This window comes from Sorangium sp. So ce117 (genome assembly GCF_051524395.1).
In the GTDB taxonomy this organism is placed as follows: Bacteria; Myxococcota_A; Polyangia; order Polyangiales; family Polyangiaceae; genus Sorangium; species Sorangium cellulosum_B.
In genome coordinates, this window is the sequence record NZ_CP150309.1 from 7,274,458 (window position 1) to 7,292,081 (window position 17,624).

Annotated in this window: 14 protein-coding genes; 1 reads left to right on the forward strand and 13 read right to left on the reverse strand. The window is 71.2% G+C overall.

All coding sequences use genetic code 11. The features are described 5' to 3' along the window. Positions 1 to 75: 75 nt before the first annotated feature. The 6 genes from WMF46_RS27220 to WMF46_RS27245 form a co-directional block, all read right to left on the reverse strand. Positions 76 to 2,973, reverse strand: a complete 2,898-nt coding sequence (locus tag WMF46_RS27220; protein WP_437979863.1) for a carboxypeptidase regulatory-like domain-containing protein — start codon at positions 2,971 to 2,973, stop codon at positions 76 to 78. 245 nt (positions 2,974 to 3,218) lie between these two features. Continuing rightward, on the reverse strand, positions 3,219 to 3,650 hold the full coding sequence (locus tag WMF46_RS27225; RefSeq protein WP_044965786.1) for an ExbD/TolR family protein: 432 nt from the start codon (positions 3,648 to 3,650) through the stop codon (positions 3,219 to 3,221). A gap of 10 nt (positions 3,651 to 3,660) precedes the next feature. Continuing rightward, on the reverse strand, positions 3,661 to 4,122 hold the full coding sequence (locus tag WMF46_RS27230; RefSeq protein ID WP_437979864.1) for an ExbD/TolR family protein: 462 nt from the start codon (positions 4,120 to 4,122) through the stop codon (positions 3,661 to 3,663). Continuing rightward, positions 4,073 to 4,783: a MotA/TolQ/ExbB proton channel family protein gene (locus WMF46_RS27235; RefSeq protein WP_437979865.1), complete on the reverse strand. Its 711-nt coding sequence runs from the start codon at positions 4,781 to 4,783 to the stop codon at positions 4,073 to 4,075. The genes WMF46_RS27230 and WMF46_RS27235 overlap by 50 nt, the downstream gene beginning before the upstream one ends. Positions 4,784 to 4,840: 57 nt before the next feature. Next, positions 4,841 to 5,605: an energy transducer TonB gene (locus WMF46_RS27240; RefSeq protein WP_437979866.1), complete on the reverse strand. Its 765-nt coding sequence runs from the start codon at positions 5,603 to 5,605 to the stop codon at positions 4,841 to 4,843. Between the two features lie 177 nt (positions 5,606 to 5,782). Then, positions 5,783 to 6,490, reverse strand: coding sequence for a response regulator (locus WMF46_RS27245; protein WP_437541577.1), 708 nt, complete (start codon positions 6,488 to 6,490; stop codon positions 5,783 to 5,785). 247 nt (positions 6,491 to 6,737) lie between these two features. Between WMF46_RS27245 and WMF46_RS27250 the strand changes: the two genes are divergently transcribed. Further along, positions 6,738 to 7,307 (forward strand): serine O-acetyltransferase, encoded by a 570-nt coding sequence (locus WMF46_RS27250; protein ID WP_044965787.1) that lies wholly within the window; start codon positions 6,738 to 6,740, stop codon positions 7,305 to 7,307. Positions 7,308 to 7,345: 38 nt separating this feature from the next. On the opposite strand, the gene WMF46_RS27255 is transcribed toward WMF46_RS27250, so the two are convergent. From WMF46_RS27255 to WMF46_RS27285, 7 genes are all read right to left on the reverse strand, one after another. Continuing rightward, positions 7,346 to 8,947 (reverse strand): PrsW family glutamic-type intramembrane protease, encoded by a 1,602-nt coding sequence (locus WMF46_RS27255; protein WP_437979867.1) that lies wholly within the window; start codon positions 8,945 to 8,947, stop codon positions 7,346 to 7,348. Between the two features lie 469 nt (positions 8,948 to 9,416). Next, on the reverse strand, positions 9,417 to 10,115 hold the full coding sequence (locus tag WMF46_RS27260; RefSeq protein ID WP_437979868.1) for a LolA family protein: 699 nt from the start codon (positions 10,113 to 10,115) through the stop codon (positions 9,417 to 9,419). A gap of 294 nt (positions 10,116 to 10,409) precedes the next feature. After that, the gene (gene ruvC, locus WMF46_RS27265) at positions 10,410 to 10,949 is read right to left on the reverse strand and encodes a crossover junction endodeoxyribonuclease RuvC (RefSeq protein WP_437979869.1); all 540 of its coding nucleotides are present in this window, start codon (positions 10,947 to 10,949) and stop codon (positions 10,410 to 10,412) included. 4 nt (positions 10,950 to 10,953) lie between these two features. Continuing rightward, positions 10,954 to 12,462, reverse strand: coding sequence for an FAD-binding oxidoreductase (locus tag WMF46_RS27270; RefSeq protein ID WP_437979870.1), 1,509 nt, complete (start codon positions 12,460 to 12,462; stop codon positions 10,954 to 10,956). 153 nt (positions 12,463 to 12,615) lie between these two features. Continuing rightward, entirely contained in the window at positions 12,616 to 14,790 is a 2,175-nt protein-coding gene (locus tag WMF46_RS27275; protein ID WP_437979871.1) for a hypothetical protein, read from the reverse strand. A 41-nt stretch (positions 14,791 to 14,831) separates the two neighbouring features. Continuing rightward, the gene (locus WMF46_RS27280) at positions 14,832 to 15,023 is read right to left on the reverse strand and encodes a hypothetical protein (protein WP_044965791.1); all 192 of its coding nucleotides are present in this window, start codon (positions 15,021 to 15,023) and stop codon (positions 14,832 to 14,834) included. Positions 15,024 to 15,257: 234 nt separating this feature from the next. Then, the gene (locus WMF46_RS27285; protein WP_437979872.1) at positions 15,258 to 16,751 is read right to left on the reverse strand and encodes a PQQ-dependent sugar dehydrogenase; all 1,494 of its coding nucleotides are present in this window, start codon (positions 16,749 to 16,751) and stop codon (positions 15,258 to 15,260) included. Positions 16,752 to 17,624 lie beyond the last annotated feature (873 nt).

Below are 17,624 nucleotides of genomic sequence, written 5' to 3' on the forward strand. Positions count from 1 at the left end.
TCTACCTCCTCCCCCAACATGGCGCGTGCAGGAAAACTCGTGACGAGCGCCGCGTGACGATTCAATGGCAGCTGCTCAGTAGGTGAGGGCGGCGCTCAACGTCACAGTCGTCCCGACGCTGTACTGGCTGGCGATCTTGTCCTCATCACCGTCGCTCCCCCTGGTGACGCGGACGGGCGCATCGAGGAGGTTCTCGCCGGCCAGCTTCACCTCGACGTGCTCGCCGAGGCGCTGGGCCACGGTCAGGTCAATCTGGTGCCGCGGCTGCTCGTACTCGTCCGCCAGCCCGTTGCGACCCACCCGCTTGAGCCGGGCGCCGAACACGTTGTAGAGGAGCCGGGCGCTCGTGCCGGTCGACTCTCTGGCGTAATCGAGCCCCAGGTTCACGACGAAGGGAGACTGGCCCTGGAGCGGGTGCGTCGGGGTGCTCTCGATGGTGACCCCTCCCTCGGTGTTCTCGGGATCGATCGTCACCTCCGACTGCACGAACGTGAGGTTTCCGAGCGCCGTGACCTCGTTCAGGAGAGGGGTGATGAAGCCCAGGCCCTTCCTGAGCTCGAGCTCGACCCCGGCGACATAACCGGCTTCTCCGTTCACGTAGCTGAGCCTGCCCCTGCCGCTGTTCGGGACGATGATCTCCTCGATCGGATCCTGGAAGTGCTTGTAAAAGACGCTGACCGCGGCCACCTCGCCGGCCGTCGGGAAGACCTCGAAGCGGAGATCGGCGTTCACGACGCTCGTCCGCCCGAGGTCCGGATTGCCTTTCGCCTCCATCCCGCTGTATCCCTCCTGATACAAGGTCGGGCTGAGCTCGCGGAGCTGGGGTCGGGCCAGCGTCCTGGATACGCCGAGCCTGACGTTCGAGATCGAGCTCGCCTTGAAGATGACGTTGGCCGCGGGCAAGATATCGACCTTGTCGCTCTCCTCCTTGATCTCCGGGCTTGCCGGGGAGTACCTGTCGAACGCCCTCAGCGACAGCGTGGAGGCCTCGATCCGGGCGCCGAGCACCGCGCGGAGCCATCGTGTGATGGCGGCGTCGGTCATCACGTAGCCTGCATAGAGATCGCTGTTCGCCGTGTAGGAGTCGGTCTCGCGCGTGATCTCCTCCAGCTCGAGCGCCGTGCCGATGTTCTCGTCCGAGAACAGCTGGCCCGGCTCCTGGCGCAGGATCGTCGGGTCCGAGCCCGGGCGCTGCTTGAACCGGAACCGGCGCGCGTTGAACTCGCGCTCTCGAAGGTTGAACAGACCGCCCAGCTTCACCCGGGTCGGGGTGTCCCCACGGACGAGAGGCTGGGTATAGGAGAGCTGCCCGCCGTAGTTCACGTCGGTCATGTCGCTGAAGAAGTGGGCGCCGCTCAGCGTGCCCTCGTCCCACGAGAAGGCCCCGCTCGTATCGTCCCTGATGTAGACGGTCTCCCTCGTATCGGGCTCGTCCGAGGACGCGTGGGAGATGGACGCCTTCCAGTCGAGGGTGCCGCCGTCCAGCGCGCCGATGCGGTGCTCTCCCTGGAGCTGACCCAAGGTGAGGGCCCGGGAGATGAACCGCTGCTGGGTGTCGCGAAACGCGCTGCTGCCGTCTGTAGGGTTCCCGCTGATCTCGCTGGCCAGATCCTCCGACGAGCGGCTGTGGAGTCCGGTGATCGTCACCTTGTGGTTCTGATCCGGGTTGTAGGTGACGCTGGCGAACGAGCCCCAGGACACCTGATCACGGATGCTCCCGGTGCTGGTGTCGCCGTTGGGTGCGGGCTCACCGCCCAGAGGATCGGGCTCGAAGGTTCTGGTGCGCTCTTCAGCGCGCGGAGCGAACTTCCGGCCATAGCTCAGGGTGGCGATGTAACCGAGGCGCTGCTCGCCGCCGAGCTTCAGGGTGTCGCCGACGACCACGCTGCCGCTCCCGTTCGGCGGGGTGAACGACCGCGTCGTCACCATCGATGAGTTGATCGCCCGCCCATAGACCGTCATCTCGTCCCTCGTGATGGTGCCGCCGCCAGGCTTGGGGCCGAGCCGCACCACCTTGTAGTCGGGGATCTCGCCGGGAAGCGCGCGCGCGCCGCCGTCGATCCCGAGCCAGTCGGTGCCCGAGCCGGCGTAGCTCAGGCGATCGCGGAACGTCGCCTGGCTGTTCAACCCGAGCGACAGCGATGCCTGGAACAGGAATTGGGTCGGGAGCTCGCGTGTGTTGACCTGGACCGAGCCGCCCACGAAATCGCCGGGGAGATCGGGCGTGAACGTCTTGACGACGGTGATGTCGCTGAGGACCAGCGACGGAAAGAGGTCCAGCGGGACGGCCTGCCGGTCGGGCTCGGGGCTCGGCAGGGGGGCGCCGTTCAGGAGCGCGTTCGTGTAGCGCTCGCCCAGGCCGCGGACGTAGACGTACCTGTTGTCGACAACGGTCGCGCCGACGATGCGCTTCGCGGCCTCGGCGGCGTTGCGATCGGGTGTCTTCGCGATCTCCTTCGCGCCGATGGCGTCGCCCACGTGGGCCGCGTTCTTCCGGATGAGCAGCTGCGCCGCGACGCTCGCCCGCTCCGGCTCGAACTCGACCTCGATGACCTCCTCTGTCTGCCGATCGGGATCGAGGCCGACATCGACCTGGATGACCTGCCCGACGGTCACCCGTACGTCCTGCACGCGCTGCGGCTCGTACGCCTCGTACCAGACCCGCAGCTGATGGGTGCCCGGCGGGAGCTCCAGGCGATACCGCCCGTCGAGGTCCGCGATCGCCTTGAGCTTCGTCCCCACGACGGACACCTGGGCGTCGAGCAAGGGCTCTTTCGTGGCGGTGTCCGTGACGACGCCCCACACCACGCCTTTCCCCGCGGGCGGCGGGCGCGACGGGCTCGGCTCGTCGAGCCCCGCGGCGTCCTCCGCCGCAGGACCGCCGGCCTGAGGCGCCGCGCCGTCTGGCTGCGGCGCGGCGGCTCCGGGGTCGCCCTGCGCGAGGGCCGTGGCCCCCCAGCAAAGCGGTGTCACCAGCGCTGCGACTACCCCCGAAATCCTTCTGCGACTCATGCACCTGTCCCTTCGCGCGCTCCGAGCCCGGGCGCGACTCTCGATTCGATGGCCGGGCGCACGCGCGCCCGTCTGATGAGAAGAGTGGAGGGCCACCTCGCGCCCTCTCCCGTGCACCCCGCCGCGCCCGCGCGCTCGAGCGACGCGGCGGCGGCTCCCGCGCGCCTCGACTTCACCTCATCGAGTCATCGAGCCTCTGCCCTGGCTCAGCGCGCGGGCTTCTCCGTCAGGACGGCGATCGTCTTGGCCCCGCCCATGCGCGCGGCGTCCATGGCCTCCACGGCGACCGCGTAGACGGCCTCGTCATCCGCGTCGAAGTAAAGAACGTTGTCCGAGCGCGCCGCGAAGATCCGCGCGAGCCGCTCCTTCAGCTCGCCGCGCTGCACCTCGGCCTGGTTGATGCGGAGGACGCCGCGCTGATCCACCGTGAGCACCACGGGCTTGTCGGCGTCGATGGGAGGCGGCGCGAGCTTCGCGGTGTCGTCCTTCTTGGGCAGATTCAGCCAGAGCTGCTTGGCGAGCAGCGGTGTCACGACCATGAAGATGATGAGGAGCACGAGCACCACGTCGACGAGCGGCGTCACGTTCATGCTCGGCGCGACGCCGCCCTTCTTGCCTCCACCCTGCGGAACGCTCATCCCCACGGTGTTATCCCTCCTCCGGCTCCGCGGACGCCCCGCCGCCCCGCTGGCTCACCTGCAGCGATATCCCGGCGAACCCGACCTCCTGGCACAGCGCGAAGGCCTCCCGCACGCGGCCGTACCGCACCGAGGAGTCGCCCTTGATGACCACCCGGCGCTCCGGCTCGGCGGCGCGGATGGCACGCAGCCGCTCGCCGAGCGCGCCGAGGTCGGCGACAGCCTCCTTCTCGAGGAACACGGTGCCTGCGCCGGTGATCGTCACGTAGATCGGATCGAGCTTCGATTTCGACTTCGGATCCGGCTGAAACACCGCCGGGAGCTCGACCCGCTCGCCGTGCTCCATCTGGGGCGCGATCACCATGAAGATGATGAGGAGCACGAGCACCACGTCGACGAGCGGCGTGACGTTGATCTCCGGCTCAGGCGGCTGCTGCCGACCCGAGCGACCGCTCTCCGCTCGAACGCCCATGTTCGTTCTCCATCTCGTCGATGAGCTCACCCGCGCTGCGCTCGAGCGCGAGCTCCACAGCGGCGATACGGGTGGTGAGGTAGTTGAAGCAAAGCACCGCCGGGATGGCGACCGCGAGCCCGAGCGCGGTGACGATGAGCGCCTCGGAGATGCCGGCGCTCACGGCGCCGAGGCCGCCCGAGCCGGTCGAGGCGATGCTCTGGAAGGCCGTGATGATGCCGATGACCGTGCCGAGCAGCCCGACGAACGGGGCCACCGAGCCGACCGTCGCGAGCACCGAGAGGCCGCGGCGCAGGTCGGCGGAGATCGCCTCCCGGCGCCGCGACACCTCGCGGCGCGCGAGTTCCACAGGCGGCACGCCGCCCTCGCCGGCCTCGACGGCGCGCTGGAAGCGGCGCACGGCCGCGCCGACGAGCCGGGCGAGCGCGGAGCGTCCATAGCCGTCGGCGATCGAGACGAGCCGCGCGGTGTCCCAGGCCTCCATCACGGGGCGCGCCTCCCTCGCGAAGCGCCGGGTCTCCGACGTCTGACGCGCGAGCGCGATGAGCCGCTCCACAACGACGGCGACGCTCGCCAGCGCCATGAGCACGAGGGCGAACGCGACGAGCTTGCTCAAAAGCCCCATGGTCGCCCAGATGTGCCCGAGATCAAACTGCATCATGGTGAACCTCCTTCGTTCCTCGCGCGAGAGGCCGAGTCCGCGGCCGCGCGCTCGACGTCATCTCTTCGCCTTGAACGGGATCCGGACCGTCTTGAAGGTCGACACCGGCCTCCCCTCGTGGATCGCCGGCCGGTAGCGCCACGTCTTCACCGTCGCGAGCACCACGTCGTTGAACAGCGGATGGCCGCGGACGAGGGTGACGTTCGTGACCTCGCCGGTCTCGGTCACCACGAACCTGACGACCACGGTGGCCTCTATCCCCGCGCTCCGCGCCGCCTCGGGGATGGGAGGGAGGGAATTGGAGACCGCGACAGGCGGCGTGGCGTTCTCGGGGAGGTGAATCGGCCCTTTCGGCTGCGGAGGCGGTGGCGGCGGCGGCGCGGGCGCAACCGCGGCGGCCGTCCCCGTGCCGCCGGGGACCCCGCCGGGCACGCCGCCCGGTGCGCCTCCCGGCTCTCCGTAGGTGTCGTCGTCGCTCGCCTTGGCCTGGCCCGGGTCCGCCTCCGCCGGCGCCTCGCTGGGCACCGCGGTCGGCGCGACGAGCGCCGGGCGCCTGGGCGCCGCGGAGCGAGGCGCCGGAGCCTCCGCCGCCGGCGGCGGGGGCGCGGGCGCCGGGGCCACGGGGGGCGCCTCGGGGATCTGGGTGGCCAGCTTGACCTCGACGACCTCCTCCTCGGGCGGAGGAGGCGCGATCGCGCCGCTCAGGCGGGCGGCGGCGAGCGCGATGGCCGCGAACAGCAGGAGCCCTGCCGCAACCCCGATCGCGAGGCGCTTCGCCCGCTCAGGATCGGCCTCCCCTGCACTCCACGTTTCAAGATACATCGAGGCTCCCGGCCCACGCTGGCGACAACACAAGAGCTCCACCTGACCTCATGAGAGGGACCGGCAGGCTTCAACAAGGTCGCCCAGCATGTGAATCACCGTCTGCACGGTACACTCGCTGCCGTTGCGGCCCGGTGACGGTGTGGCAACGATTGTCGTGCTCGCCCGGCAGGGCGCTCAGGCGCTGCGGCTCTCGGGGAGGTCGGGCGAAGCGGCGAATCGATAGCCGATACCGCGGACGGTCTGGATATAATCGCCGGCGCTGCGCAGCTTGTCGCGAAGCCGCTTGACGTGGGTGTCCACGGTCCTCGTCGTGATGCTCACGTCGATGCCCCACACGCCGTCGAGGAGCGCGGTGCGCGTCTGCACGCGCTCGCGCGCCTCGTACAGCGCGACGAGGAGCTTGAACTCGAGGAGCGTCAGCTCGACCTCCTCGCGCTCGACCCACACGCGGTGAGCGCCCTCGTCGATCCGCAGGCACCCGAACTCGATGCTCCGCTCCCCGTCCCCGGAGGACTTCGCGCGGCGGAGCACGGCTTGCACGCGCAACACGAGCTCCCGCACGCTGAACGGTTTGACGACGTAGTCGACGGCGCCGAGCTCGAAGCCGACGATGCGGTCGACCTCGTCCCCGCGCGCCGACACGATCATCACGGGGATCCGCTGGGTGCCATCGCTCTGCTGGAGAGCACGGCACACCTCGGTCCCCGGGATGTCGGGTAGCATGAGATCGAGCAAGACGAGATCGGGCCGCTGGTCCACGGCCAGCTGGACCCCCTCACCGCCCTGCCCCGCGAGGAGCACCTCATGCCCGGCTTGCCTGAGGTTGTAATCGAGCACCTTCTGGAGCGCCGGCTCGTCCTCGATGACTAAAATCCGCGCCATGGTGAAGAGCGCGTGTACCCGAGCGATGTGACGGACCGATGACCGGATGGCAACAGGGCGGTGCGGCGTCGAAAAGACCGCGCGGGCACGCAGGCGCAGCGGACGCGCGACGGGATGTAGCAGGGGAGCGCAGGCACGGCGAAAGGTCACGCGGGCGCGGCGCAACGAGACAGACGAGACGAGGTGCCCCCGAGGGCGCGCGGCGAAAGGTCGCACGGGCGGGGCGAGATGCGCTAGGCTCGTCGGGATGCTGCGGACTTTGCGACTCATCGCGGCCGACGTGCGCCAGAAGGCCACATGGTGCTACGGCAGCGATCCACTGCCAACGATCCTGAAGACGCTGGCGACCGACGGCACGGCGGCGATGGTCCTCTACAGGTTCACGCAGGCCGCGCGAGCCCACCGGATGCCGGTGCTCGAGATGGTGCTCAACAAGGCGACCAACCTGGCCGGCGGCTGCGTGATCGGGCGCGGCGCGGACTTCGGGCCCGGGTTCGTGCTCATCCACTCGAACGGCGTTGTCATCAATGGCAACGTCCGCGGCGGATCGAACGTGCTCATCGAGCACCAGGTGACCATCGGCGCCGATCGACGGCAGACACCAGTGCTCGGGAGCGACCTCTTCATCGGCGCGGGGGCGAAGATCGTCGGCGGGGTCACGGTCGGTGACGGCGCCAGGATCGGCGCCAATGCCGTGGTCGTGCACGATGTCGCGCCGAACACCACGGTCGTGGGCATCCCCGCGAAGCCCGTGCAGCGGCGCGAGGACCGCGCCGCGCGCCCAGCCGCGGACGGGACGAACACCTCGCAGAGCTGACCGCCGCCACGCCGGCTCGGGGGTTCCCGTGCGGCGGTCTACCGGGGCGCTCGGGCCAGAAGCTCGTGCCTGAGCTGCGCGATCTCTTGCCGGAGCGGGCCGATGAAATCGGCGCTCAGGGTGCGGTTGCGGCCCTGCAGCGCGCGCGCCGTGTGCCACTTGCTGAGCGCGAGCCGCGCGCCGGCGCGGATGAAGCTCCGCCCCGTGGCGCCGCGCCAGCCCAGGGTGCACCGGAGCCGGCCGATCGGCGAGCAGACGAGCTCGAGCTCGTCCTGGGTGAGCATGCCGAGCGCGACCTCGTCGCGCAGATGATCCCGGATCACCCAGCCCTTGCGGATCACGAGCGCCACGATGATCCCGAAGAACGACGCGACGAAGCACAACCAGAGCAGGAGCCACGGCATGAAGATGTCCCCCATCGCGCGCCCCAGCGCGGTGGGCAGGAAGTTCCACACCGCGTGCAGCGCGACGCCGAGCAGGTAGCCGCCGATCGGGGCCGCCGCGCGCACCCACGTCTTCGACGACTCCCGGGCGAGCCCGAAGCCGATGCCGGTCATCGACGTGAACAGCGGATGGAGCCAGGGCGTGAAGACGCCCCGCAGGACGAACGTGCCGGCGAGAACGTCGCTGCCCTGCATCGAGGCGCGCGCGTAATAGAGCACGTTCTCCACCGCGGCGAAGCCGAGCGCGCAGAACGTGGCGTAGATGATGCCGTCGACGATCCCGTCGAACTCCCGGCGCAGGAAGTAGAAGAAGCCGAACACGCCGAGCCCCTTGAAGAGCTCCTCTGCGAACGGCGCGCTGACCGATGCGCTGACGAGCTCGCCGGCCGGCTCGCCGAAGTTGCTTGAGACGCCGATGTGGACGCCCGTGTTGATCAGGATCGAGAAGCCGGTCGCCGCGAGCGCGCCCCAGAGGAACGCCATCAGCAGGCACCACCACGGCTCGGGATCGTACCGATCGATGATCATCGGGACGAACAGGTAGAGGACGAGCGGTGGGAACGCGAAGAGCGCCCCAACGAGCATGGCGCTCAGCATGCTCCCCCCGGACTCGATGACGCCAAGGAGCGTGAAAAGCACGTTGAGGACCGCGCCCGCGATGAGGCCGATGGCCCACAGCCACAGCCCGGCGATGCGCAGCCGCCGGTCCGGGTCGAACCTCCGAACGGCCGCCGGGTAGCCTGCGTGGTGATGCGCGTACGCGTGACCCTGCTGCCCCCGCGCGTAGCCCTGGGGTGCCAGCGGGTACGCGTGACCCTGCTGCGCCTGCGCATGGCCCTGCGGCCCCTGCGCGTACGCGTGGCCCTGCGGCCCCTGCGAATACGCGTGCCCCTGCGGGTAGCCCTGTGGAGCCTGCGGATACGCGTGCCCCTGCGGTCCGCGCGCATAGCCCTGCGGCCCCTGCGCATGGCCCTGCGGCCCCTGCGCATGGCCCTGCGGCCCCTGCGCATACGCGTGCCCCTGCGGCCCTTGCGCATAGCCCTGCGGCTCCTGCGGATACGCGTGCCCCTGCGGTCCGTGCGGATAGCCCTGCGGCCCCTGGGGATATACGTGCCCCTGCCCGTAGCCCTGCGCTGGCTGCGCGTACCCCTGCGGCGCCTGCCCGTGGCCCTGCTGCCCGTGCGGCGGTTGCCCCATGGAGCTCTGCCCCGCACCTTGCGCCGGATACCCCGAAGGGCCCTGCGCGCGCTCGCTCAAGCGCTCCGCCGGCCGGGGTTGTTGCGGCACGCCGGGGGAATCGGGACGATGTCCGTGGGGATTGTTCATGGATCGAGCGCTCTCGCGAAAGCCTCGTGACAGCGGGTGACCGTTCAGCCGAGGCGAATCCCCGCCGCGCGCGTGGAGCCGAAAGCAGCGGTGACGATCCGCGCCGGGCGACGCCAGCCTCGGAGCTGTCGCTCACACCCGTGGGATCGAAGTATCACGGAATATTTCTACCACGGCAGGGACGCGCCGGGCATATATCCCAGCAGCTTCGCCACGGCGCGCTGCCGGCGAGGAGCGCGGAGGCTGTGACGCTCCGCTTCCACGGGTTCCACGAGCTGTCGGGGGTCGGCGGGGTAACGCGGCAGCGGCTTCTCCGCGCCGGGAACGTGGCGGGAGAACGTCAGGGGCGGACGACGCGCGTGCCCGGTGGAGGCGTGAAATCGAACTCGGTCTTCACGACCGGCTGATTCACGACCGGCGACGAGAAGTCGAACCGATTCCGGTTGCCCTGCGCGTCGAGGATCAGCACGCGGCGGACCTGGTTGGTCTGCCCGTCCACGTAGAGGAGCATCTTCTGATACGCAGGGGTCGCCTCCTTCGGCGTCCCCTCGAGGACATAGCCGCCCTCGAACTTCATCTGCGCAGGATCGAGCAGGCGCAGCGAGAAATCCTTCGTGAGCTGCCCCTTGCCCATCAAGAACGCGAGCGCCGCCGGATACTGAGAGCCCTTCACCGGGGTCTCGAACATCTGCTCGTTGTCCTTCTCGTAGACCTTGATCGTGATGCCGTCGGAGACGACGCGGTTTCCGTTCGGCGCGTCGTAGATCCAGCTCATCTTGCCCGGCTTCTCGAAGGTCACCTTGCCGGTGGAGACCTTCTTCACGTCCTGGACCTTGATCGTGTAGGTCTGGGTGAAGCTCGCCTTGAAGGTCTTCGTGGAGTCGTAGAACTGCTGGACGCGCCTGCCGAGCTCTTCGGCGGTGGGACCCGCGGCCTGGGACTCGCCGGCGGTCGCGAGCGTCGCGAGCACGACCGTGAGGGGCGCCGTCAGCCCGATGAGGCACGCGGCGGCGAGGCGGTTGAGTGAGGTTCGCGTCATCCTTCCCGATCTCCTTTGATGTCCAGAGGCGTCTCGCCCCCGCTCGTCGGCGACGGGGGCGCCGGCGATGCACCGCCGGTTCCGTGCCCTGGCAGCCGCACCCTCGCTGAAGCCGGGGCGCGCCGCACGTTTTCATGTTGGACGCGGCGCGGGAGCGTCCGATGCAGGCTCCATAGCACACGGGATGTGCGCCCGGACCGCCAGGGCCGCGCCCGCCGGCCCCCCGTCACGCAGTCAGCCGCGGCGCCGCGCCGGCGTCCCCATGCGCAACCAGGGAGCCCCGTCGGCCCACGCTCACCCGAGGCGCGCCCGTCGCGGTCGGGCGCGGCGCGGGATGGGCGCGCCCGACGCCGCCAGCGCGGCCGCGAAGCCCGCGGCGCTGAGGTGGGTCATCGCGATGGCCAGCGCGTCGGCAGCGTCCGGCCGCGGGGGCGCGGCGAGGCGCAGGACCGCGGTCATCACCTGCGCGACCTGCGCCTTCTCGGCCGCGCCCCGGCCGACGATGGTCCGCTTCACCAGCGCCGGCGGATACTCCGAGATCGGCACGCCCGCGCGCGCCAGCCGCAGCAGCACGACCCCGCGCGCGTGGCCGAGCTTCGCCGCGCTCTGCGCATCCTTGGCGAAGAACAGGCTCTCCACCGCGGCCGCGTCGGGCGCGAGCGACGCGATCACCTTGCCTAGCTCGTCGTCGATCTCCACGAGCCGGGAGGCGAACGTCCCGCTCGTGTCGATGTCGATGACGCCGTGCGCGACGTGCTCGATGCGCGTGCCCTGCCGCACGAGCAGGCCCCAGCCGAGGTGGCGCGAGCCGGGATCGATGCCGAGGACGCGCATCGGCTCAACAAGCCCCGTGCGAGGGCGCCACGACGTGGGACGGGAAGCCCGGCGCGCGCTCGCCCGCCCCGTCGAGCTCGCCCCGCTCGGCCGCCTCGAGCGTCCGCCGCGGGAAGATCTTGTGCGGGTTGAGCAGGCCCTTCGGGTCGAACAGCGCCTTGATCTTGCGCTCGATCGCGATGAGCTCCGGCGACTGCTCGAGCGCGAGGAAGTCCGCCTTCGACGTCCCGATGCCGTGCTCGCCGCTCAGCGTGCCGCGCATGCCGATCACCGCGCGGAACAGGCGCGACAGCGCCGTATCCACCTGGGGGACGAGGTCCGGGTCGTTCCAGAGCAGGTTGACGTGGAGGTTGCCGTCCCCGGCGTGGCCGTACGTCAGCATGCGGACGCCCGTCGCCGCCGAGATCTCCGCGACCTCGTCGAGCAGCGCCGGGATCTTGTCGCGCGGGACCACGACGTCCTCCGAGATCTTGTAGCGCGCCATGGCGCGCGTCGTGGGCGAGAGCTGGCGGCGCGCCTCCCAGAGCCGCTCGCGCTGCGCCTCGTCCTGCGCGACGAGCACGTCGAGCGCCCCGGCATCCATGCAGACCTCCCCCACCCGCTCGGCCTGGACCTCGCAGTCCGCGGGCTCGCCGTCGACCTCGATGATCAGCATCGCGCCCGCGCGCTCGTCGACCCCGACCCCGCGCGCGCGCACCGCGTCGAGCGTGGGGCGATCGAGCAGCTCGAGGCAGCGCGGGACGACGCCGGCGGCGACCAGGGCGCTCACCGCGCGCCCGCTGGCGCGCACGTCCGGGAACAGGCAGAGCAGCGTCATGACCGACGGGGGCTTCGCGATGAGCCGGAGCGTCGCCTCCGTCGTGATCGCCAGCGTGCCCTCGCTGCCGACGAGCAGCGCCGTGACGTCGTACCCCGTCACACCCTTCACCGTGCGCCGGCCGGTGCGGAGGCGCGTGCCGTCGATGAGGATCGCGTCGAGCCCGAGGACGTACTCGCGCGTGACGCCGTACTTGAAGGCGCGCGGGCCGGCCGCGTTCTCGGCGATGTTGCCGCCGAGCGCGCACATCTTGAGCGAGTTCGGATCGGGCGGGTAGAAGAGCCCCTCGGCCTCGACGGCCGCGTGCAGGTCGGCGAGGATGACGCCCGGCTCGACGACCGCGATCTGCTCCTCGCGGCTGATCTCCTTGATGGAGTTCATGCCGATCGTGGCGATGACGATCCCGCCCCCGACCGGCACCGCGCCGCCCGATTTGCCGCTGCCAGCGGCGCGCGGCACGACGGGCACCTCCGCCTCGCTCGCCGCCCGCACCGCCTTCTCGATGTCGGCAGCCGAGGACGCGAGCACGACCGCATCCGGGCTCACCGGCGGCTGATCGGACTCGTCGCCCGCGTAGGCCGCGCACCCGTCGGCCGACGTGATGACCTTCGACGGGCCGAGCGCGCGCTCGAGGAGCCGGCGCGCCTTGTCGATGGCCGACGCCGACGGGCGGGGAAACGTGGGGTGCTGTCGCATCTCCCCCATTTACCGCGGATCGCGCGGCGATGCTGGGGGATCCGCGCGGGCAGGCTCAGGGCTGGCCGCCGCCGTCGGGTGCACGCGGGGTGCACGCGGACACGCGCGTGCCCACGGTCTGCCTGGCCGCGGGCGAGCGGGCGCGCCGCGCGATCAGAGCAGATCGAGGAAGGCGAGGAGCGCCTCGATCGCGCCGGCGTCCAGCGGGACGAGGCCCTCGTCCGCGGGCGCGCCGTCGTGGAAGAAGGCGCCCGGCGCAGCGGCAGCGGCCGTGCCGCGGTGATCGCCGGCGGCGCGGCCGCCCGTGTCCTCGAAGCGCGCCCGCTCGAGCACATCGCGCAGCGTCTTCGCGGAGCCGTTCGTGAAGTAGGGCCGCTTCTTGTAGAGCCGCCGGAGCGACGGCACCCGCGCGCCGTCCTCGTGCACGTACGGCACGACGCCGGTCTTCTCGTAGCCGGCCCTCCCCCACACGATCGGGCCCTCGGGCGCGAGCACGAGCGCCTCCCAGCGCTCGAACGGGGCCGCGGAGCCGGGGTCGTCGCTGCGGAGCACCGGCGCGTGGCAGCGGGCGCAGCGGTCCCGGAACACCCGGGCGCCGTCGCGCTCGAGCGGGGTGAAGCTCGTCCGGCCGAGGACGGCGGGGTTCGCGCGGTGCGAGAACGCCATGAGGAAGCTCATGAGCGAGCGGCGGAGCGCCTCGGGCGGCCGCGCGGCGCGCCCGCCGTCGGCGAGCCCGAGATCGGCGAGCCACGGCGCGCCCTCGCTCGAGATCGAGAACCATGGGTCGTGGCCGCTCAGCGCGCCGGCGACGCGGAACTCGTTGTCGGCCACCGCGGTGAGATCCGGATCGAGGGCGCGGGAAAAATGGGGGCGGTTGTTGAACAGGCCGAGCAGCGGCTTGGTCGTGGCGCGCACGTCGCCTCGACCGGTGTGGTGCGTGCGGCCGTCGACGTAGCCCTCGAAGTGGCACGTCTCGCACGTGAACCGGCTGAGCGGGCCGTCGGCCTTGTTCCACGGGGCCATCAGCGAGGTGAAGAAGAGCGCCTCGCCGAGGCGGATCTCGTCGGAGCGGGCGTCCTCGCCGCCGTCCCGGACCGGCTGCTTCACGACCGCGCCGCCGCCCGCGTCGAGCAGCCACGCGTCGAGCAACGGGTTCGCATAGGCGAAGGCGCCGCCGCCGAGCGCGGCCATGGCGGCCACGCCGGGGGAAAGCGGGCGGGTGGAGACCTCCGGCGCGCTCGCGAGGCCGGCGTCCGTGGCGCGGAAGAGGAGCTCGGCCCGGCGATCGCCGCCATAGCCGGTCGCGATCACGCGCACGCCGCTCGATCCGGGGATCGCCGAGAGCGCGACGGCCTTCGGGGTGAGGACGCCGAGCTCCGAGACGTTGACGGCCGAGAGCCGCGTCACCTCGGGCCGGGCGCCGGCGGCGACGCGGTAGAGGAAGACGAACGAGTCGATGTATCCGAACGAGCCGCCGGTCCTGTCGAGCGGGTGATCCTCGACCCCGCCAGCCGCGAGAAGGAGCCCGCCCCCGGCGCCGCCCGTCTCGAGCGCGTCGAAGCTCCAGATCGGGCCGTCGTGGCGGACGCGCGCCGCGCCGCCCGGAAGCGGGCGGCCGTCGGCGCCGACCGGGAGCACGACGAGCGTCTTGTCGAGGAGGCAATCGACGATCAGGTGATGCGCGAGGCGCACGACGCGGAACGGGCCAGCGCCGATCGGCTCGTCCCAGCGCTCGACATCGATGCGTCCGTCCACGCCGGTGGGACCAGGCCGCAGCGTGACGAGCGTGCCGGCGCGCTCGTCGAGCGCGTAAAGGAGCCCCTCGGGGCCGGCCGCGACGTCCCGAACGCCGTGGAGGCCCGCGAGCTCGATGCGCCCCGCGGGCTCGAGCGAGGCGCCGCGGACGGCGTAGCGGAAGAGCGAGGGCGACGCCTCGCCGCTCGCGAAGACCTCGCCGGTGGGCGTGACCGCGACCCCTGTCGGCGAGGCCGGCGCGGGGGCGCGGGCGAGCTCGCGAAGCGACGCGTCGAGCAGGACGAGCGCGTCGCGGCCGCGGAGCGGAGAGAGCAGCGCGGGCGCGCCCGGCGCGGCGGGGCGGCCCAGCGGATCCACGGGGAGGAGCGCGATCGGGTCGGCCCCGAACAGCCTGTCGGAGCTGGGTGCGCGGGAGAAATCGGCCTCCGCTCGGCGCGCCGCCTCGAAGCGCCGCAGCGGCTCGAGCGGGTCCGGATCGGGGGCACCGCCGTGGACCGGGGGCGCAGGGCGGCCGTCGCACGCCACGGCGGCCAGGCCGAGCGAGAGCGCGAGCGCGAGGCGGACCGCGGCCATGCGCCTGCGCCGGGGGGCAGCGGGCCGCGCCGCCGCGCCGATCACCAGCCGCCGGTGCTCGCCGGCTTCGCGGTCTCGGCCGGCGCCGCCTTCTCCGGCTCGGCCTTGGGCGCGGGCTTCGCCGCCTCGGTCGTGGCCGCAGGCTTCGCCTCGGGCGTCGCCTGGGGCTTGCCCTCGCAGCCGAAGAGACACAGGGCGCCGAGCGCAACAAGCACTGTCAAGACATTCTTCATGGGACTCCTCCTGAACGAGCGGGGCAAGCGAAGCACATCCGCTGGGCGCTCGGAAGGGGGGCGCGCCGTCCGCTGCCATCGGAGGCGACGCGACGGCGGCTGCGCGGGGGTTGGCTGCGGCGGCGGAGGCGGAGCGGGCGCGCGTGGCCGCCCGCGTCCAGGAGCGTGCGGGAGCTCGCGCGCGGGATCCAGGGCCGGGCGCGAGATCCGGCGCCCGCGCCCTGGGCGGCCTGGTCAGGTCCCGGGAACGATCTTCACCAGGCTGTTGCGGTTCGCGACGAAGTATTGCTCGCCGTCGTTGTCCTCGACGATCGCGGTGAGCGCGTTGAAGGTCGGCAGGCTGCCCTGACGCGCGAACGCCGGAGCGTTCGGCGCGTTCGGATCGGGGTTCTTGTTGATGATCGTGATGGGCGACGTCTGCGCCCCGCACTGCATGAGCGCGCCCATCTTCCCTCCGGTGTAGTCGCCGAAGAGGTAGACGCCCCGGAGCTGCGGCACCTGGCTGCCCCGGTACACGAACCCGCTGACGACCGACTTGTAGTCGCGGTACGGCCCTGTCGCGCTCTGCCGCCGATCCATGTCGGCGATGGGCGGGGTGTGCGTATCGCCCGCGCGCATGGTGCGCCCCTGGCAGGTATCCGCGTGGGTGCCTTCCCACTTCGGCCAGCCGAAGTTCAGCCCCGAGGTGCCGGCAGGAACGTAGTCGACCTCCTCGTAGCCATCCTGGCCGACATCGCCGATGAAGAGGTCGCCCGTCCCCCGGTCGAAGGTGAAGGTATACGGGTTGCGCAGACCATAGTGCCAGACCCGCGAGGCCGTGCCGTCGAGGGGATTGCCGGCCGCGGCGTACGGCTCGGCAGCATTCGGATCGAGGCGCAGGATCTTGCCGAACAGCGAGGCCGGGTCCTGCGACCCGCCCGGCTTGTCGCTGTTGCAGGAGCCGCCCCCGTCGCCCGTGCCGACGTAGAGCATGCCGTCGGGCCCGAACACGATATGGCCGCCGTTGTGATTCACCGCGGACGTGTCGAGCCGCACGATCGTCTTCGCCGAGTTTGCATCCGCCACGTAAGGATCGCTGGACCGCTTGTACTCGACCACCATGTCACGGTTCATGTCCGTGCCCGTGGTCGCCGTCATCATGATGTAGAACTTGCCGCTCGTCGCGTAGTCGGGCGGGAACGCCATGCTGATGAGCCCGCGCTCGTCGTCGAAGCCCCCGGAGCTGAGCCGGATCTGACTGCTCACGTCGAGGAAGACCCCGCTGCGCAGCTGGCCGCCGGAGAACACGCGGATCTGCCCGGTCTGCAGCACGAGATACCAGTCGCTCGACCCCTTCGGCTGAGCGGCGTAAACCAGCTTGTCCACGCCGGCGGTGACGACGGGAGCGAGCGCCAGCTTCCCGACGTCGGGCGCCGCGCTGGCATCGCACGCCACCGGGTCGCCGCCGCCGGCGCCGGAGCCGCCCTGTCCCACGGTGGTCCCGGACGACGAGGTGCTGCTGCCACCGCCGGTGCCGGAGCCGGAACCAGGGCCGGAGCTGGAGGCGGAGCCAGCGCCTGCGCCGGAGCTGGAGGCGGAGCCGGCGCCGGCCCCCGTCCCCGTCTGCGCACCGGAGGAGCCCTGGTTCCCCCCGCTCGTCACGGTGTCGCCAGAGCTGGTCGCCCCGTCGTCGCTGCACGCACCGGCGCCCAGCGCGAGACACGCGCCGCCACCCAGCGCGAAGGTCATCCACAAAGCCAAGGTTGAACGCTGTTTCATCATGAGACGCATTCTATACATGACAAGCGCCGTGGCGCACTCATGAACTACCGCCGGGCGAAAGAACAGGACATCGGAGCCCGGGGTAAGCAGGTGACGGATCATGCCTGCAGAACGCCAACACGCGCTCGCCTGGCCGGCCGACGGCGCACGTTTGCTCGATGCGAGCTCGGAGACGCCGGCGGCGCTCCTCTCCCCAGGGACTGTGGGCTCAAGGGCATTCGACAGGCTCGCTCAAACGGTCGCCACCGCAATCGGGCAATGGGAGAACAGCGCCCCTCGACCGGCGTCGAGCAGCATTGCCATGATTTGATCAGCCGTTCAGATGAAATGCGCCCGGCGCACGCCAGCGTGGGCCATCGATGCGCTGCTCACTCGTCGAAGTGGATATTTGAAACAGAGCGGTACGTGCGAGTCCCCGAGGTCCGCTCGGGGCCGGGGCTATATTCCCGTCCAGGACCCTTCTGATCATCGCCTGCGACGGATCATCGCTCGCCACGCCCTCGCCGCCGGAGCTCGCTGGCCGGCGCGCAGCGTCACCAGCAGGCCAGCCGCGCCGCGCCATAGCGCGAAGGCGCCTGGCTCACCGCGCCGGACGAGCCCGGGCGGAGAGACGTGCTGTGTTTCCCCCGTGCACCGCAATCGATGCCGGTCGACTCGGCATCATCGGTCAGCTCGCCGCACGGCGCCATGTCGGAGAGGTGATCCGTGTCAATCGAGGGGCCGCGCTGAACGCCGGTATCTCGGGGCGCCCTCGCTCACGCCGGCTCTCCTCTGCCATCGGTGCCAATCGGCTCACCCGGCTCGATGCCGGACGTCGTGGGGCGCCCCGCGAGCTCCCCC

Coding starts and splice junctions, on each gene's coding strand:
- WMF46_RS27260 (WP_437979868.1), bottom strand. CDS start 10,115: ATGACGCGAACCTCACTCAACCGCCTCGCCGCCGCGTGCCTCATCGGG.
- WMF46_RS27280 (WP_044965791.1), bottom strand. CDS start 15,023: ATGAAGAATGTCTTGACAGTGCTTGTTGCGCTCGGCGCCCTGTGTCTC.
- WMF46_RS27250 (WP_044965787.1), top strand. CDS start 6,738: ATGCTGCGGACTTTGCGACTCATCGCGGCCGACGTGCGCCAGAAGGCC.
- WMF46_RS27235 (WP_437979865.1), bottom strand. CDS start 4,783: ATGATGCAGTTTGATCTCGGGCACATCTGGGCGACCATGGGGCTTTTG.
- WMF46_RS27240 (WP_437979866.1), bottom strand. CDS start 5,605: ATGTATCTTGAAACGTGGAGTGCAGGGGAGGCCGATCCTGAGCGGGCG.
- WMF46_RS27285 (WP_437979872.1), bottom strand. CDS start 16,751: ATGACCTTCGCGCTGGGTGGCGGCGCGTGTCTCGCGCTGGGCGCCGGT.
- ruvC (WP_437979869.1), bottom strand. CDS start 10,949: ATGCGCGTCCTCGGCATCGATCCCGGCTCGCGCCACCTCGGCTGGGGC.
- WMF46_RS27255 (WP_437979867.1), bottom strand. CDS start 8,947: ATGGGGCAACCGCCGCACGGGCAGCAGGGCCACGGGCAGGCGCCGCAG.
- WMF46_RS27275 (WP_437979871.1), bottom strand. CDS start 14,790: ATGGCCGCGGTCCGCCTCGCGCTCGCGCTCTCGCTCGGCCTGGCCGCC.
- WMF46_RS27270 (WP_437979870.1), bottom strand. CDS start 12,462: ATGCGACAGCACCCCACGTTTCCCCGCCCGTCGGCGTCGGCCATCGAC.
- WMF46_RS27245 (WP_437541577.1), bottom strand. CDS start 6,490: ATGGCGCGGATTTTAGTCATCGAGGACGAGCCGGCGCTCCAGAAGGTG.
- WMF46_RS27225 (WP_044965786.1), bottom strand. CDS start 3,650: ATGAGCGTTCCGCAGGGTGGAGGCAAGAAGGGCGGCGTCGCGCCGAGC.
- WMF46_RS27230 (WP_437979864.1), bottom strand. CDS start 4,122: ATGGGCGTTCGAGCGGAGAGCGGTCGCTCGGGTCGGCAGCAGCCGCCT.